At 71.7% G+C, this 16,266-nt stretch carries 11 protein-coding genes and 1 pseudogene; 8 read left to right on the top strand and 4 right to left on the bottom strand.

Going from position 1 to position 16,266, the window contains the following annotated elements:
- The first annotated feature begins 594 nt into the window (after positions 1-594).
- Positions 595-1,827 carry an MFS transporter gene (locus ACGFYQ_RS33015; protein ID WP_393749862.1) on the top strand — a complete coding sequence of 411 codons (1,233 nt, stop codon included), beginning with the start codon at positions 595-597 and terminating at the stop codon, positions 1,825-1,827.
- A gap of 454 nt (positions 1,828-2,281) precedes the next feature.
- On the opposite strand, the gene ACGFYQ_RS33010 is transcribed toward ACGFYQ_RS33015, so the two are convergent.
- Positions 2,282-3,013 (bottom strand): hypothetical protein, encoded by a 732-nt coding sequence (locus ACGFYQ_RS33010; RefSeq protein ID WP_393749861.1) that lies wholly within the window; start codon positions 3,011-3,013, stop codon positions 2,282-2,284.
- Positions 3,014-3,614: 601 nt separating this feature from the next.
- Between ACGFYQ_RS33010 and ACGFYQ_RS33005 the strand changes: the two genes are divergently transcribed.
- The 5 genes from ACGFYQ_RS33005 to ACGFYQ_RS32985 all read left to right on the top strand — a co-directional run bounded on the left by ACGFYQ_RS33005 (position 3,615) and on the right by ACGFYQ_RS32985 (position 12,540).
- On the top strand, positions 3,615-4,259 hold the full coding sequence (locus tag ACGFYQ_RS33005; protein ID WP_393749860.1) for a hypothetical protein: 645 nt from the start codon (positions 3,615-3,617) through the stop codon (positions 4,257-4,259).
- A 428-nt stretch (positions 4,260-4,687) separates the two neighbouring features.
- Positions 4,688-6,289 carry a hypothetical protein gene (locus tag ACGFYQ_RS33000; protein WP_393749859.1) on the top strand — a complete coding sequence of 534 codons (1,602 nt, stop codon included), beginning with the start codon at positions 4,688-4,690 and terminating at the stop codon, positions 6,287-6,289.
- Positions 6,277-8,487 (top strand): MMPL family transporter, encoded by a 2,211-nt coding sequence (locus tag ACGFYQ_RS32995; protein ID WP_393749858.1) that lies wholly within the window; start codon positions 6,277-6,279, stop codon positions 8,485-8,487. Before ACGFYQ_RS33000 ends, ACGFYQ_RS32995 begins: the two co-directional genes overlap by 13 nt.
- A 1,624-nt stretch (positions 8,488-10,111) precedes the next feature.
- A complete protein-coding gene (locus ACGFYQ_RS32990; protein WP_393749857.1) occupies positions 10,112-11,242 on the top strand; it encodes a PLP-dependent cysteine synthase family protein in 1,131 nt (376 codons plus the stop codon).
- A complete protein-coding gene (locus ACGFYQ_RS32985; RefSeq protein ID WP_393749856.1) occupies positions 11,239-12,540 on the top strand; it encodes an MDR family MFS transporter in 1,302 nt (433 codons plus the stop codon). Before ACGFYQ_RS32990 ends, ACGFYQ_RS32985 begins: the two co-directional genes overlap by 4 nt.
- 265 nt (positions 12,541-12,805) lie before the next feature.
- On the opposite strand, the gene ACGFYQ_RS32980 is transcribed toward ACGFYQ_RS32985, so the two are convergent.
- Both ACGFYQ_RS32980 and ACGFYQ_RS32975 read right to left on the bottom strand, forming a co-directional pair.
- Positions 12,806-13,546, bottom strand: a complete 741-nt coding sequence (locus tag ACGFYQ_RS32980) for a hypothetical protein (protein WP_393749855.1) — start codon at positions 13,544-13,546, stop codon at positions 12,806-12,808.
- Between the two features lie 156 nt (positions 13,547-13,702).
- Positions 13,703-14,295: pseudogene (locus tag ACGFYQ_RS32975) on the bottom strand (sigma-70 family RNA polymerase sigma factor); the annotation flags it as partial.
- Between the two features lie 89 nt (positions 14,296-14,384).
- On the opposite strand from ACGFYQ_RS32975, the gene ACGFYQ_RS32970 reads away from it, so the two are divergent.
- Together ACGFYQ_RS32970 and ACGFYQ_RS32965 are read left to right on the top strand one after the other, a co-directional pair.
- Positions 14,385-15,443 (top strand): NAD(P)/FAD-dependent oxidoreductase, encoded by a 1,059-nt coding sequence (locus ACGFYQ_RS32970; RefSeq protein WP_393749854.1) that lies wholly within the window; start codon positions 14,385-14,387, stop codon positions 15,441-15,443.
- A 117-nt stretch (positions 15,444-15,560) separates the two neighbouring features.
- Positions 15,561-15,953, top strand: coding sequence for a nuclear transport factor 2 family protein (locus ACGFYQ_RS32965; RefSeq protein WP_393749853.1), 393 nt, complete (start codon positions 15,561-15,563; stop codon positions 15,951-15,953).
- Positions 15,954-16,123: 170 nt separating this feature from the next.
- On the opposite strand, the gene ACGFYQ_RS32960 is transcribed toward ACGFYQ_RS32965, so the two are convergent.
- Positions 16,124-16,255 carry a hypothetical protein gene (locus ACGFYQ_RS32960; RefSeq protein ID WP_393749852.1) on the bottom strand — a complete coding sequence of 44 codons (132 nt, stop codon included), beginning with the start codon at positions 16,253-16,255 and terminating at the stop codon, positions 16,124-16,126.
- Between the last annotated feature and the right edge of the window lie 11 nt (positions 16,256-16,266).

Here is a 16,266-nt window from a genome sequence, read left to right as displayed (position 1 = left end):
CTGGGACGAGCGCGACACCGCCACCCTCCGCGACAACCGCGGCAACGTCATCGACACCGAGTCCTGGGGCCGCCGCGGACACCACCACCACCGCTAACCCACCCCGGCAGCCACACCCACACGGACCATGAGCTGCCACCGATCGAACCCAAAGGCGTGCCACGGCAAACCAGCCGCGGCACGCCACACCCATGCAGACCACCACCCAACCACCGCACACGACCCGCGCATCCGACGGTCCAGGCCACCGGCGTGTCCTCCCCGCGGTAGCTCGACAACGACACCCGAACCGAAGAGATCACAAGGGCGCGCGGGCGAGATGCGGTTCAGGCTCGGTTCCTGACGCCCCGCGCCGCCACGTAGAGACGCTGGACGACAGACCCGGGGCAACGGGTCCGGCATGGCGGTCCCCTGACCGCGCCCGTTCATGCGCCTGTTCACGCAGAGCACGGGGTTTGTGCCGAAAGAGAAGCCACCTCTCGCGTCCCGATTTCCTGGGGGAAGGTCGTGACTGTCGGTTTCCGTGTCGTGATGGAGGTACCCGTGGTCCTGGTCTTGAGCCGTGTGATACGAGCTTCGCCGTACTGGCCGGTGATGGGTCACACGACGCTGCGGCGGATCCTCCCCGGCTTCGCGGTCTCTTCGCTGGGTGACGGCATGGCCGTGGTGGCGGTGAGCTGGCTGGCGATCGAGCTGGCGCCGGCGGCAAACCGGGGCGTCTGGGTGGCGCTGGCGGCGGCTGCCTACACCCTTTCCGGGGCGGTGGGCGCGCTGCTGCTCGGCCGGTTCCTGCGCCACCGCGGGCCCGCCCAACTGGCCGGCTGGGACGCGGCGCTGCGGGCGGGCGCGCTGGGTGCCATCCCGGTGCTGCACGCCTTCGGTGTGCTCGGCATCCAGGGGTACGTCGCGCTGCTGGCGCTCTCCTCCGTGCTGCACTCCTGGGGCCAGGCGGGCATCTACACGCTGATCGCCAGGGTACTGCCGGAACGCGATCACCTGGCGGGGAACGCCGTGCTCTCCGGCGTGGGTTCGATCGCCACGGTGGTGGGGCCGCCGCTGGCCACGCTCCTCATCGTCTTCGGGGGTCCGGCGACGGTGCTTGCCGTGGATGCGATGACCTTCCTGGTACTCGCGGTCACCTTCCTCCTCGTCCCCCAGGGCGGCGTCCCCGAGCCCGACGAGGACCCGGCCTCGCGCACGGCGGGCTTCGCCGTAATCCGGCGCATCCCCGCGCTGTCCGGGCTACTCGCGCTGAGTTTCACGTTCTTCTTCCTCTTCGGCCCCGTGTACGTGGCGCTGCCGCTGCACGTCTCGGACGACCTCGGCGCCTCGGCCGGTGTACTGGCGGCGTTCTATACGGCCTTCGGTATCGGCGCCGTGCTCGGGTCGGTACTCACCGGCTTCCTCGGCAAGTGGCGGTTGTGGCCCACGACGGTCGGCATCGTCATCGGCTTCGGAACCCTCATGCTTCCCATGGGCCTCGGTGCGCCGACGGCCGTGTCGGTCGTCTGCTTCGGGGTCGCCGGACTGCTGTGGCCGCCGTACTCGTCGCTGTCGACCACGCTCTTTCAGCGCTCCGTACCCAGCGCGCTGCTGCCGCAGGCACTGGCGGCGAGCTCCGCGGTCCGGGTGCTGTCGGTACCCCTGGGCACCGCACTCGGAGGACCGCTGGTGTCCGGCCTCGGCGCGGTCGGGGCGCTGCGCCTGTCGGGCGGGGCCATCGCGGTGCTGGGCATGGCCGCCGCGACCGCCCTGGCACTGCGGGCGGCCCGGACGCGCCGACAGTCGGCCGACGTAACCACGGACGACGCGAAGGCGCGCCTGTAACCGGGAGGTTCGGGTCACGGTGAAGGCACTCGGGGCGCGCCCCGTCCCCCGGTGGTCCGGATCGCGCCGAGGCGCTTGGGCGTGCCGTGGTCGGGTGGGGTCGGTCCGGGGTGCCGCCGAGCACTGCCGACGTGGCGATGAGGTAGCCGAGCCGACCACGGCTGCGGCTGCGGCTGCGGCTGCTTTTCGGCTGCGGCTGCCCAACTGCTCGGATGTACGGCGCACATGGGGTCGGCGAAGCTGCGGTGGCTCAGGCCGAGCCTGCGTGCCATCGACTCGTCCGTCTCCCCGGCGACCATGGCGTGCAGGACCGCACGCCGGCTGTCGGACATCACGGCCGACGACCTGCACCCAACGCTCCGCAGAATCCGACACGTTCCTCAGCGGCATGCAAGATCACACAACGTCGGGCCCCGGCCGAATCGGGGGCCCGTGATCGCACCGAAGACGGCGGTCAGGCCGGGGCGTTCCAGGCGGTCGTGAGCCCCTCCAGCCACGCGGGCGGCAGCTCCGCGGCGTCCCACTCCTCCCACAGTTCCTGCGGCGCGGCGACGAGCCGCTCCAGCACGGCAATGCTCGTGGCGGAGTGGACGAGCGAATAGCGGCCGTGCACCGCGATGGCGCTGCCCGGTCCGAACGCCGCGAACAGCCGCTCCAGCCGGGCCCGGTGGGTCACGGCGAACTCCGTCAGCCGCCCGGCGTACCCGGCCCGCTGCCGGGGGCTCATCGTGCCGAGGACGGCAGCGAGGACCTCTTCGGTCACCTCCGGATCCAGCTCCGAGACCGCGGTGAACGACAGGTACAGAGGTGTGAGCGCCACCCGCGCCCGCTCCACCTCCATACGCCCCGCCCGCGGACGTTCCCCGGCCTGGTCCGGGTGTCCGTCCGCCCCCACGACCTGTACCAGGGTCCGCTCAGCGACGGTGCCGAGCTCCTCCAGGAGGTCCCCGGCACCGTCGAGCCAGCCCGCCCCGTACACCTCGCCCTTGTCGCCCGGCGCGCGACGGACTCCACCGCTCAGCTCCTTGTGCGCGAGAGCCAGTGCACCCGCCTCTACGAGCCCGATCAGTGCCCGCGCGTCACCGGAAGGGACCCCCGCCCGCGCGAGGAGCTGCAACAGCGTCGTCCTCGCGTTGTCGACACTGACCTCGTCCGGCCACTGCCGTCCCTCGTCGGCCGTGCTCATCGGGCCCTCCTCATCGCTCGGACAGTGCGGTGTGTGCAACGAGATTGCTCCCTTCGACGTTCCAACGCCCGACAGCGGGGCGGTTCTCTCCTGCGGCGCAGCCCGGGCGGTCGGCACTGATCTTCAGTGGCCGGCGCGCGACGTAGGCCTGTGGCATCGGCGCGCACCGGGCCGGCCGCCGCCTGTGTGCGCCGACCGTCAGGTGACGGTGATGCGCACAACATACGGCTCGCCGCTGCCCGTGCTGGTAGGAGGGGCCGTGCGGGGCCGGCGCTGTCGGCGAGCAGCCGGTCAAGGTGCTCCTTGCTCAAGCCAATCTTGCCCTCGTCTGCTCCCGTCGCCCTGGGCCGCCGGACGATCCGGCCTCGTCTTCGACGGTACGGGCGGGGTCTGACAGCGGCCCTCGGACCCGTGCCGCACCTGCGATGGGGGTGTGACCCGAGATCCGGCAGCGGTAGGCGGCCCAGATGGCCGCCGCCCGTGAACGGCCTGTGGCTCCCCCATCCGGGCGCCATCCGAACCCGTCCGGCATGGCGCCCGGCCCCGTGGCGACGCGCGGCGGATGCTGATGCTGATGCCTCCAACCCTGCAGGAGGGGCCCGTGAACGACCCCAGCCCTCGAGGAACCCGAAGGCCTGCATCCACCGGAGCAGGCGATGGCGCCGCCGGTCAGGCCGGGGTCGTCGGCATTGGACTCGCCGCTGTGCTGACGTTCGCACTCGCCCAGGGTTCCTGGCAGTGGTTCGCCACATTCATCGGGGTGACGCTTTTCGCGGTGATCTTCGCCTTTCAGGGACGGCCGGCATGGACGCCCGGCATCCGATCGGCATACATGCGCGGTCTGGTCGCGTATTCGCTGGTCGTCGGCCTGTGCGTAGCGATCGCGCTGGCCCCCATGCTGCAGCGCTGGGCTTGGCTGTTTCCGATGCCCGGCACGCGTAGCGGGTGCGAGGCGGTGGGCAGGTACGAGGTCATCCGGACGAGGGCCGCGGTGGCGGACCTGGCTGGTCGCGACAGTGCTGCTCTGGCATACACGCAAGTGACCCAGGGACGTAAGGCGGTTGCCGACTGCCTGGCAGCCACGACGACCCTGTGGCTGCCCCTGTACGGAGCCGGGGCAGCCGTGCTGGTGGGTGCGGGTGCGTGGTCCCGCGACCGGCGTCGGGCGAGGAAGGGTTGGCAGCCGGACTCCTCCTTGCCGGGGCCGGTAGACGCGGGAGCGCGACAGGGTGGCCCGAGTCGCTGACGCGGGGCGCGGCCGGGTGGAACCGTCACGGACGGCCGACACGGCTGCTCGGTGAAGCGCGTATGCCAAGTACGGCTTGAACGGCTCCAGGACTCCGGCCGGTCGGCGTTCCCTGTGACCTGTGACCTGTGACCTACGACCTGTGACCTGTGACCTGCGACCTGCGACCTGCGACCTGCGACCTGCGACCTGAAGCGTGCCCGACAACAACGCAGGGGTGGACCTGTGCGGAAGGCAGCGCATCAGAGCCGGGTGGGCGCGCCGTCGGCCGAGCGCGCGGGCCGTCGACGATCATGTGACCTGGCAGCCCCGCAGAGCAGCCGAACGGAGCCCGGCCCGTGGCCGCAGTCGAACTTTCCCCGCGCCCGGTCACACCACGCTGCCCGGGGGCCGAGCCCGCCCGCGCGCCATGGCACCGGCGTCATCGCGTGCCGCTGATCGCCACGGGATCCGTGCTCCCGCTCTACGCCCTGTGGTCCGTGGCCCTCGCGACCGGCGGCGGCGATCTCGCGGCGCAGGAGGCGTGGGCGGGGTTCGTCGCGCACCACCCCGGTGCCGTCTACAACCTCTCCTGGCACGGCGGGCTGCACACCGGCTCCTACAGCCTGATCTCGCCCTATGTGATGGCGGCGTTCGGGGTGGTCCCCGTGACACTGGCGAGCGGCCTCGTGTCCACGTGGCTGGTGGGGCGGATCTGTGCCCGCTGCGACGTGCACCGGGCCCAGTGGCCCGCCCTGCTGGCGGCCTTCATGCTCTGGTGCCAGGCGGCCTCGGGGCGCACCACCTTCCTCCTGGGCGTGGTCTTCGGGCTCGCGGCGGTGCTGGCAGTTGTGAGCGGGCGCCGCGGCGCGGTCACGGCCGGCTGGGCGGCGGCGGCCACGATGGCCAGCCCCGTCGCCGGGCTGTTCCTCGTGATGGTGGGCACGGCTTGTCTGCTGACGTCCCGTCGGGCAGCGGGAGCCGCGTTGCTGGTGCCCCCCGTCGCCGTACTCGGCCTGACGGCCTGGCTGTTCCCCTTCCACGGCCAACAGCCCATGGGCTTCGTACGGATCTGGCCCCCACTGCTCATGGCCGTATCCGTCGTCCTGGCGGCCCCGCGCTCCTGGCGGCTGCCGCGATCGGCCGCGGCGGTGTACGCGGTGGGAGTCGGGCTGGCCTTCCTGATCCCCTCGCCGGTCGGGACGAACATCGAGCGGCTCGCCCATCTCGCGGCGCCCCCGGTGCTGCTCGCCGCCGCGATGGCGGGGCCCGTCCACGCCATCGGGGCGGGCGGTCCCCTCAGGCGGCTCGGGACGGCGCGGCGGACCACGCTCGTCCTCGGCCTCTCCTTCGCCGTGACCTGGGTGGGAGGCAACACGGCGGCCCACGTCATGGACACGGCGAAGGTCCCCCGGTGGGCCGCGGAGACCGGCGGTGTCGTACGCGCCCTCGAACGGCTGGGAGCGGACCGCTCCAGGGTGGAGGTGGCCATGGCACGCAGCCATCGAGAGGCGGCCGTGCTGGCGCCGCACGTCGCCCTGGCACGCGGCTGGAACCGGCAGGCCGATGTCGAGCGTGGACCGCTGTTCTACGACGGGTACGACGGGGCCGGTGTGCCCGAGGGAACGTTCACGGCTGACGCCTACCGCGCCTGGCTCGACCACTGGGCGGTGGGCTTCGTCGTCCTGCACGACGGCCCGCTGGACGCCGCCTCGGAGCGCGAACACGCGCTGGTGACGAGCGGGCCCGCGTACCTGGAGCCGGTGTGGCGGGACGAGAGCTGGCGGATCTACCGGGTGAAGGATCCGGTGGCGCTGGTGGATCCGCCCGCGTCCGTGGTGCGCTCCGACGCCGCCGAGGTCGTCGTACGGATGCCCGGGCCCGGAACCGTGACACTGCGGCTTGCCTATTCGCCGTGGCTCCGGGCCGAGGGCGGGGGCGGGTGCCTGGCACCCGCGGCCGACGGACTCACCCGTCTGACGGTGAGCCGGCCGGGCGATGTCACGATCGGCTCCGCGTACCGCCTTGGAGCCCGCCGATGCGCCGGTTGACGGAGGTTCCGCCCCGCCCCGCGGGCACGGACGCGCCGGTGTCGGTCCGGCTCGCTCTGGCCTGCGTCCGCCACCACCGGCTCGTCCTGCTGATGTGGCTGCTGCTCCTGGGTGCCGGTCTGGGTGCGGTCGGACCGGTGGTGGACCGGCTGGACCGGCAGCCCTGGAGCGTGGCCCCGCACGAATCGGTCCGGGGAAACCGCCTGCTGGACGGCACCCGGTCCTTCGAAGGGCAGGTCGACGCGGTCGTAGCGGGCATGCCGGTTGCCGATCCCCGGTTCCAGCGGGAGTTGGCCTCCGCGCGACGTGATCTGTCCGCGGTCCCCGGTGTGATCGCGGTGACCGCCCCGACCACGCCCACCACGCCGGGTCGGCACGCCACCGCCGTCGTCGCCGGTGCCGCCGATCCCGCCGTTTCCGCCGACGGACGAACCGCCCTGCTGTCGGTCCGGCTGGCTCGCGGACTCCCCGATGGCGTACGGCAGAAGGCCGAGGCGGCGGTCGAATCCCGTGTACGGGACATCGCCGGCTCCGTGCCCGGCGTCGAGGTGACCCTCGGCGGCAGCGACCGCGCGCGCCGCGCGGTGGCGGCTCGGTCGCTGGCCGACACACGGCGCAGCGAGATGATCACCCTGCCCGTGACCTTGGCGGTGGTGTACGTACTCTTCGGCGGCTTGATGGCGGCCTCCGTACCGGTGTTGGCGGCCGTGTGCACGGTCGGCGCGGGGATGCTCTGGCTGCTGGTCCTGTCGCGCTGGTACGACCTCACCTCTCCCGCGCTCTCGACGACCACCATGGTGGGGCTGGCCCTGGCCATCGACTATTCGCTGGTGACAGTGGGGCGGTTCAGGGAGGAGCGGGCAGCGGGACACGACGTCGCCGAGTCGGTGGTGCGGACCATGGCCACCGCAGGGCGCGCGGTCCGGTTCGCCGCGCTGGTCGTCGCCGCCGCCCTCTGTGGGCTGGCTGCCTTCCCCAGCGACTTCTACGCCGCGATCGGCCTGGCCGCGGCAGGGACCGTCGCCCTCTCCCTCGCCGCCGCGCTGACCCTGACCCCGGCACTGCTGGCGGCCTTCCCGAATCGGATCGGAGCGTGCGCCGCTCGTGGCACCGGCTTCGGCGCGTTCGCCCGGCTGGCCCGGTGGACCCGGCGGCACGCGCTTTCGGCCGCCGTCGGTGTCGGGGTGCTGCTGCTCGCCTGTGCCACCCCGTTCCTCCGCGTCCACCTGGTCAGCCCCGTCGGGGAGCAGCAGCTCCCGCCCGCGGCGGAGGCACGGCGCTATGCCGACATCGTGGCGGAGCGGTTCCCGCAGCACCGCGCCGACGCGGTGGTGGTCGTGGCACGCACCGACCCGGCCCGGCTCCAGCGGTGGGCGGGCCGCTTCGCGGGCGGCCCGGACGTCGAGGCGGTGGGCTCGGCCACGGCCGCGGGCACCGGGGTCGCGCTCGTCCGCGTGGTGCCGAAGGCCGACCCCGCGGGCAGGCCCGCCGACCGGCTCGTCCAGCGCATCCGGGCGGAGCGCCCGGCCGACTTCCCGGTCTGGGTCACGGGACGGAACGCCCTCGACATCGACTTCAGAGCCGAGGTCGTCGACCACGCGCCTCGGGCCGCCGCCCTGATCGCGGCGACCACCTTCGTCTTCCTGCTGCTGATGACGGGTTCGGTGCTGCTCCCGCTCAAGGCGATCGCGATGAACACCCTGTCGCTGGGTGCGTCGTTCGGCGCTCTGGTCCTCGTCTTCCAGGACGGCTGGGGCGCCGGTCTGCTCGGAGTGCACACGTTGGGCGGACTGGGCTACTGGCTCCCCGTGGTGGTGTTCGCGCTGGCCTTCGGCCTGTCGATGGACTACGAGGTGTTCCTGCTCTCCCGCATTCAGGAACTCCACGACTCCGGGGTGGACAACGACCTCGCGGTCGAGGTCGGGGTACAGCGCTCCGCCCGGATCATCAGCTCCTCGGCCGCGCTGATGTGCATCGTCTTCATCGGATTCGCCACGGGCGAGCTGCTGGTCATGAAACAGCTCGCGATCGCGCTGACCGTTGCCGTCGTCGTCGACGCCACGCTGGTGCGGTGCGTGCTGGTTCCGGCCACGATGACACTGCTCCGCGGCGCCAACTGGTGGGCACCGCCCGCGCTCCGCGTGCGATTCCGCGGTCTGCGGGCTCGGACCCCGGGTGCCGGGACGGTGGACGCCTGACCGCTCCCCTACAGGGTGCTCAGCCGGTACACCGCGGCAAAGAGGACCCCTCCCAGGGGTGCCCGGGGCCGCCGACCGGCCGCGGGCACGGCCCGTTAGACCGCGACGCGTACCGGGCCGCTGCTCCTCAGGTCCGTAGGCCAGAACCCGCGCGAGGACCTCGCGAAACTGGGCGATGTCCTCGGCCGGGGCTTCGAGGACTGCTTCGATCTCCGCGTCGTCCAGACGTAGCGCGGGCAGCGACGACGGATCCAAGGAGAGGGGCATCACGGCCGTCTGCACGGGGGCTGCCGCCGCGCATGCGTACCTTCGACGCGACGGCACAGGCGGCCGCGTCCCGTAGCCGCAGCTCCCATACCTTCCTACCACCCTTATGCAGATGGGCAGTTGGATCGCACGTTCTTCGAGGAAGGGGCACCCGGGACCCAGCGCATGCTGACTATGATCACGCCGTGATGACAGCTTGGTCGCATTCCGGCGGCCGGTCGACCCTCTCGCAGGCGTGTCGGCTGGTCACCGTCGGGCTGGCCTTGCTCCTCCTCGCCGCCCTGTTGGGCACGTGCTGTTCCACGCCGGCACACGACGGTGGAGCCGACGCTCCGTTCGCCTCCGCCTCCCTGGCAGATGCGGCAGGCCGGACAGCGACGTCTGCCGCGGGCTGTCCCGAGGGCGAAGGCCACTTCACGGTCGACGGTGCGCGCCGCTCGAGGGCACCGTCGTGTACAGCGGACGAGCCCGCCTTCACCAACGTTCTGGACGAAGGCCGGCCTTCCCCGACCTTCTGGCACGGGCGACCGACCGAACAGCTGCTGCGCTCCCCTGCCGCGCCCTCGGAGCACCTCAGACCACCGGCAGCCGTCCTTCAGGTGTAGGCGTCGGAACCTTCCGACGACACCCCCATGCGTTGCAGGATCCACGGATCTGCCCCCAAGACGGCGATATGTTCACACCGTCGCGGCCTCTGGTGCTTGGACCCCCCTGCCCCGCGCGCACCCGCCCACGTCGCTTCTCCGCCCCTCGGCCGAGGACGTGACTGCCGCACGGAGGACCTGTGCTCCGCTCGCCCTTGCCACACTTTGCCCGCCGGATTCCGTCCTGGGCCGGCGTCCTGCTGGCCTGCACGCTGAGTGTGCTGCTGCTGTCCGCTGCCCATTGCTCCTCGTACCTCGCCAACGACGGGCACCGTCACCTTTCGCTTTCCGCTCCGGTCGCTCCGGCCGCTCCGGCCGCACATGGAGAGTCCGCCGAGCAGCCGCAGCATCCGGACCCGCAACAGCACGAGCACGGCGCCGATTGCACTTCGCCCTGCCTGACCGCATGGGCCGCAAGCGAGTTGCAGCGGCCGGCTGACGGGACCGCCGCCTTCCCTTCCTCAGCGGCCTGTGCATCCGTGGCGGAGCGGACGCCTTCGGCGGCGCCCGACTCCGGTAGACCGTCCATGGCGCGCACCGGTCGCTCCACCCTCGCCGGCGTTTGCCGGTGGCGGATCTAGACCGCTCGTCCCGCAGCCGCACGCGGCTGCCGCCTGCCGTTCCCCGGGCCGGAACCCCTGTTCCCGTTGCCCGCCGGGCACGGCATGCCATCCGAACGAGTAGTCGTCGCCACCACCAACGAAGGCACAGGCATGCATTCTTCGACCACCGACACGTCCACAACCGGCCTCACGGCCCTGTCAGAGCTGGTGGGCAACACCCCGCTGCTGCGTATCTCCGAACCCCTCGCACCGGCAGGCCGCGGCTTCTGGGCGAAGCTGGAGGGCTTCAATCCCGGAGGCATCAAGGACCGCCCCGGCCTGCACATGGTCGAACGGGCCCGCGCCCGCGGCGACCTGAAGCCCGGCGCGCGCATCATCGAGTCCACCAGTGGGACCCTGGGCCTCGGCCTCGCTCTGGCGGGCATGGTCTACGGGCACCCGGTCACCTTGGTCACCGACCCGGGCCTTGAGCCGTCCATGACCCGACTGCTGGTCGCGTACGGCGCCCAGGTCGACGTGGTCTCAGAGCCGCACTCGACCGGCGGCTGGCAGCAGGCCCGCCGCGACCGCGTGCTGCAGCTCATGGCACGGCACCCGGGCTCCTGGTCTCCCGACCAGTACAACAACCCCGACAACACCACCGCCTACACCCCGCTCGCCCTCGAACTGGCCGGCGCGCTGCGGCACATCGACGTACTGGTGTGCAGTGTGGGTACCGGCGGGCATTCGGCCGGCATCTCGCGGGTGCTGCGGCAGCTCTACCCGGATCTGACGCTGGTGGGCGTGGACACCATCGGCTCGACGATCTTCGGACAGCCCGCCCGGCCGAGGCTGATGCGCGGGCTGGGGTCCAGCATCTACCCCCGCAACGTCGCCTACGACAACTTCAGCGAGGTGCACTGGGTCTCCCCCGCCGAATCCGTGTGGACCTGCCGCCAGTTGGCCGGCTCCCACTACGCCACCGGCGGATGGAGCGTCGGAGCGGTCGCACTGGTGGCCGGCTGGCTGGCCCGGTCGCTTCCCGGGGACGCACGGATCGCGGCCGTATTTCCCGACGGTCCGCAGCGGTACCTCGGCACCGTCTACGACGACGGCTACTGCGCCGCCCACGGCCTGCTCGACTCCCCGCCCGCCCCGGAACCGGACCTCATCGGCCGCCTTGACGAGAAGGAGGTCACCCGCTGGACCCGGTGCACCACCGTCGTCGACCCGCTCACCCTCGTCGCTGACGGCAGGGACGACGCCGCCGGCAAGACCGACGCAGAGGGGCAGACCCGGTGAAAGACACCGTCAAGCAGGTCCGCTCGTACGACCGCAGCGTCCAGCTGCTGATGGTCAACCAGTTCACCATCAACCTGGGCTTCTACATGCTGATGCCGTACCTGGCCACGCACCTGGCCGGGAACCTGGGCCTCGCGGGCTGGCTGGTCGGGCTGATCCTCGGCGTGCGCAACTTCAGCCAGCAGGGCATGTTTCTCATCGGCGGGACACTGGGCGACCGACTCGGCTACAAGCCGATGATCATCGCCGGGCTCGTGCTGCGTACCGCGGGCTTCGCGACTCTCGGCCTCGTGGAGTCCGTTCCCGCCCTCCTCGCCGCCTCCGCGGCGACGGGGCTGGCCGGCGCCCTGTTCAACCCCGCGTCCCGCGCCTACCTCGCGACCGACGCGGGTGAGCGGCGGGTGGAGGCGTTCGCCCTGTTCAACGTCTTCTATCAGGCCGGCATCCTGCTCGGCCCGCTGGTCGGCATGGTCCTGACGGGCGTGGATTTCAGCGTCACCTGCCTGGTGGCGGCCGGGATCTTCGCAGTCCTGAGCATCGTCCAGATCCGGGCACTGCCGGCCCGCCGCGCCGACCACGCCGAGACCGTGGGAGGGGTCCGTGAGAGTGTCCTGCAGCAGTGGCGGGGGATGTTCACGAACCGTCCGTTCCTGCTGTTCTCCTTGGCCATGATCGGCTCGTACGTCATGTCCTTCCAGGTCTACCTGTCCCTGCCGCTGGAGGTCAGGCGCCTGGGCGGCGAAGGCACGTTCGGCACCGCCGCAGTAGCGGTTCTGTTCGCCGTCTCCGGGCTGAGTACGATCGCATTCCAGACCAAGGTCACCGCGTGGTGCAAGGCCCGGATGGAACCGGGCCGTGCGCTCACCTGGGGGCTGCTGACGATGGGAGCGGCCTTCGTCCCCCTCCTCGTGGCCTCGGCGGTACCGGTGCCGGACAGCGGGATGGGTCTATGGCTCCTGGCCGGGCTTCCCGCTTCCTTGACAGCCCTGCTGCTGGCGGCCGGCACCATGATCGCCTACCCCTTCGAGATGGACACCATCGTCCGCCTCGCGGGGGACCGCCTCGTGGCCACGCACTACGGCCTGTACAACACCATCTGCGGGATCGGCATCACGGTCGGCAACCTGCTGACCGGCATGGCGCTGGACGCGGCCCGCGAGGCCGGGGTGCCGGCGTTGCCCTGGGTGGCGCTCTTCCTGCTGGGCCTGGCGTGCGCTGCCGCGCTCAGCACGCTGAACCGGACAGGTCGGCTGGCACTCGACGCAGCGGAAGGGGAACGCCAGGCCGTGTCCGTCTGACCGGCGCCGAAGAGTGCGGCCATGGGTCTGCCACCACCGCCATGACCCCTGCCCCGCACTCCGACACACAGAAGGCTGTACGGCATCGGGCCTCCGCGCATCAGGGCGAGGGTGGCCGTCGCCGGCCGGCAGGGTGGTCAGGACTGTGACGGTGCCTGTCGCGAAGGCCCCTATCGGGACAGACCCGCCGGCCTGGCGACTGCGAGTACCGTCCCGGACAGCGGTCGAGATCGCCTTCCGCGTCGGCTTGGGCGAGGCGCGGGCCTCAGCTCTGTGCCTGCTGGAGGAGGGAGATCTGCTGGGCGATCAGGGCGGGCGGGAAGGCGCGTACGTCGAGGCCGCCGATCGACAGTTTGGTGAACATGGCGACGACGCTCCCGGTGCGGACCACCGTGTACTGGGTCACGTGCGGGCCCATCTCGGACGGGGCGGTGACCTCGAACTGCACGGCTTCGTCCCCGAGCCGCGGGGCGGGGTCGACAGTCACCGTGCCCTTGTAGGTCGTGGCCGGGCCCTGGCTCTCGTAGTACCGGCAGGTGCGCAGCCCCTCGCTGACCTGTGCGAACGCCTCCTGCGCGCCGGAGCCCCCGTACGAGGCGAGGGTGGAGTTGCCGCCGTAGATGTCGCCCTTCCAGTTGAACGTCTGCTCGGCCACGGCCGGGGCCGGGCCGGACGTCTGCCGGGCACCGGCGGCCGCCAGCAGCCGCCCGCAGGCGGCGTCGGACGGCTCGGACTTCCGGCTGCTGACCCGGGGCTCGCGGACGGAGACCGGGTGCCCGTGCGCGTCCGGGCTCTCCTCGACCGGCAGCGCGGCCGCCACCAACTGCGCGGCGGTCAGCGGGCGGCCCGCGGGAGCCGAGGCGGAGGGGGACGCGGAGGCGAGCCCGGGGGGCGCGGGCTCGGACGCCGGCTTCCCGGGTTCCGCCCCGCAGCCGACGATGCCCAGTGCGGCGACGAGTGCCAGGGCCGGCAGGCCGGAAGCCCGTCGTACAACGCGTATCGGCATGGTCTGTCCCCCGGAACGGTGCGGATGATCAGGCGGAGGCTACCCGGCCGCGACCCGCCGTCACCAGGGGGTTCCGCCTGTCGGGCACCCGCTGCTCCGCCTGGGGTCTGCTTGGAAGAGGATCCAGGCTCGTTGATGGTGCGTGAGCAGGCGGGCGAGCAGGCGGGCCACCTTCCCGGCTCCCACGGTGGGCCGCGGCATGGCCTGCTTGATGCCTCCGCCGTCGCTCAGGGCGACGACGTCCGGCGCGAGGAAGTCGAGGAGGCTCTGCAGGTCCCCCGTCTCGACCGCCCGCTGGAAGGCTCCGAGCGCGGCCCGGGTCTCGGCCGTGGAAACGACACCGCGCGGGCGGCGCGCGGCAACGTGTGCCCGCGCCCGGTGGGCGATCTGGCGGACCGAGGCCGGGCTCTTTCGACGGCGTCCGCGATCTCCCCGTACCCGAGGTCGAACACCTCGCGCAGCACGAACACCGCCCGCTCGGTCGGTGCGAGCGTCTCAAGGACCAGCATCATCGCCATCGAGATACTGTCGGCCAGCTCGACGTCCTCGGCCACGTCCGGCGCGGTGAGCAGTGGCTCGGGCAGCCAGGGGCCCACGTACGACTCCTTGCGCCGGCGGAGCGTACGCAGCCGGCCGAGCGCCTGCCGGGTGGCGATCCGGACCAGGTAAGCGCGCTGGTGGTACACCGTGTCGAGATCGACGCCCACCCAGCGCAACCAGGTCTCCTGAAGGCCGTCCTCCACGCGCGCCCTGTGACGCGTGACACGTCGAAGGGGTGTCACAGGTTTCTGCCCGCCGGCATCTCATGTCCGACCAGTCACCAAGGCAGGAGGCCGACATGAAGGTTGTAGTGGTGGGCGCCGGTTACGCGGGCACGCTTGCGGCGAACCGGCTCGCCAAGAAGGTGAAGAGCGCCGAGATCACGGTGATCAACCCGCGCCCCGACTTCGTGGAGCGCGTACGGCTGCACCAGCAGCTCGCGGGGACCGCCACCGTCGCGACGCCCCTCGCGTCGATGCTGCGCGACGGGATCACTTCCCGGGTCGGCACCGTCGACAAGATCGGGGACGGCAGCGTCACCCTCGACGACGGCACGGGCGTCGACTTCGACTACGCGTTTCTCGCCGTGGGCAGCACGGTGCAGCCGATGCCGGGAACAGTCCCGGTGGGCACCTGGGAGGGCGCCGAGCCGGCCCGCGTGGCGCTCGCCGCCCTTCCTGCGGGCAGCACGGTCACGGTGATCGGGGGTGGCTCGACGGGCATCGAGACGGCGGCGGAGGTGGCCGAGGCAAGGCCGGACCTTCGCGTGCGGATCGTCGGGGCGTCGGTGGCCCGGGACTTCTCCCACCGGGCGTACCAGCGGGTCCGGTCCGGACTGGAGCGACTGAAGGTCGACATCGTGGACGACGGTGTCACGGAGGTCGCCGACGGCGTCATGCACCTTCGGTCGGGAGCGGCGTTCGCCTCGGACCTGACCCTGTGGGCGATCGTGTCGGGCGTCCCCGACCTCGCGGCACGCAGCGGTCTCCAGGTCGATACGGAGGGCCGTGCGCTCGTGGACGAGTACCTGCGCAGCGTGGACGACGAACGGATCTTCGTCGTGGGCGACTGCGCGGCGGTACCCGGAGCCCGTTTCGCCTGCGCGCTCGCCGCGCCGCAGGCCGCTCACGCGGCCAACACCCTGGCCCGCCTGATCGAGGGCCGCAGGCCCGAGCCGTACTCCCTGCGCTACGTCGCACGGGCCGTCACGCTCGGACGGAAGGACGCGGTGGGCCAGTTCACCCGCCTCGACGACTCCCTCCGGCGGACCTGCTTCACCGGGCGCACCGCGGCTGTGGTCAAGGAGTTGGCGTCCCGCGGCGGGAAGTACGCCGCCCGCACGGGAACCGGCGGCTGAGAACGGCTCACACAATGAGGTCCATCCGATCAGGTGGCAGCACTTGCACGGACGGCGCGCCCATCACCCTGCCGGCCGGCTCTGGACTACGTTCACGGCCGGCGAAGGGAGGAAGCGATGACGGATCACCCGCACATCGGTGTGTTCCAACGCGCCATGGCGGCCTTCTCGGCAGGCGACATGAAAGCGCTGGCCGAGGTCTTCCATCCCGACGTCGTATGGCACCAGGGGGGTCGGGGGCCGCTGTCGGGGGACTATCAAGGCCGAGAGGCCACGTTCGAGATGTTCGCCCGGGACTTCGAGCTGTCAGGTGGCACGTACCGCCCGCAGCTCCACGATGTCCTCGCCAATGACGCCCACACGGTCGCCCTGCTCCATGCCACTGCGTCGCGCGAGGGCAAGCAGCTCGACATGGACTACGCCATCGTCTTCCACATCAGCGACGGCAGGATCGTCGAGGGTTGGGAGCTCTGGGCCGATCAAGCAACCTACGAGGAGTTCTGGTCGTAGGGAGGCGAAGGAGTCCGGGGATGACCATCACGGGCTCGGCAGGAGAGACAGTGGTCGCCTCCACAATGGTCGGACACGGTCGCCCATCGCGAGGTTGAACGTGACGGCCGCGAGATCGCGTTCGAGCCCGTCGGTCATGCTGTTCCTCCCGGACTGCCCGGGCAGCCGGGTCAGTACGTCAGCGCGGCCTTGTCGGTGGTCGACCAGAACGTGGTGCGGGCCGACCGTACGGTGACCGGGCCGCCCTCGACGGGTGCGCCCTTGGTGCCGGATGACATGCCGAGGCTGGTGTTGGCGACCATGACGACGTGTC

The sequence above is a fragment of the Streptomyces sp. NPDC048258 genome (genome assembly GCF_043201995.1).
In the GTDB taxonomy this organism is placed as follows: Bacteria; Actinomycetota; Actinomycetes; order Streptomycetales; family Streptomycetaceae; genus Streptomyces.
This window is presented reverse-complemented; position numbering and strand designations above follow the sequence as displayed.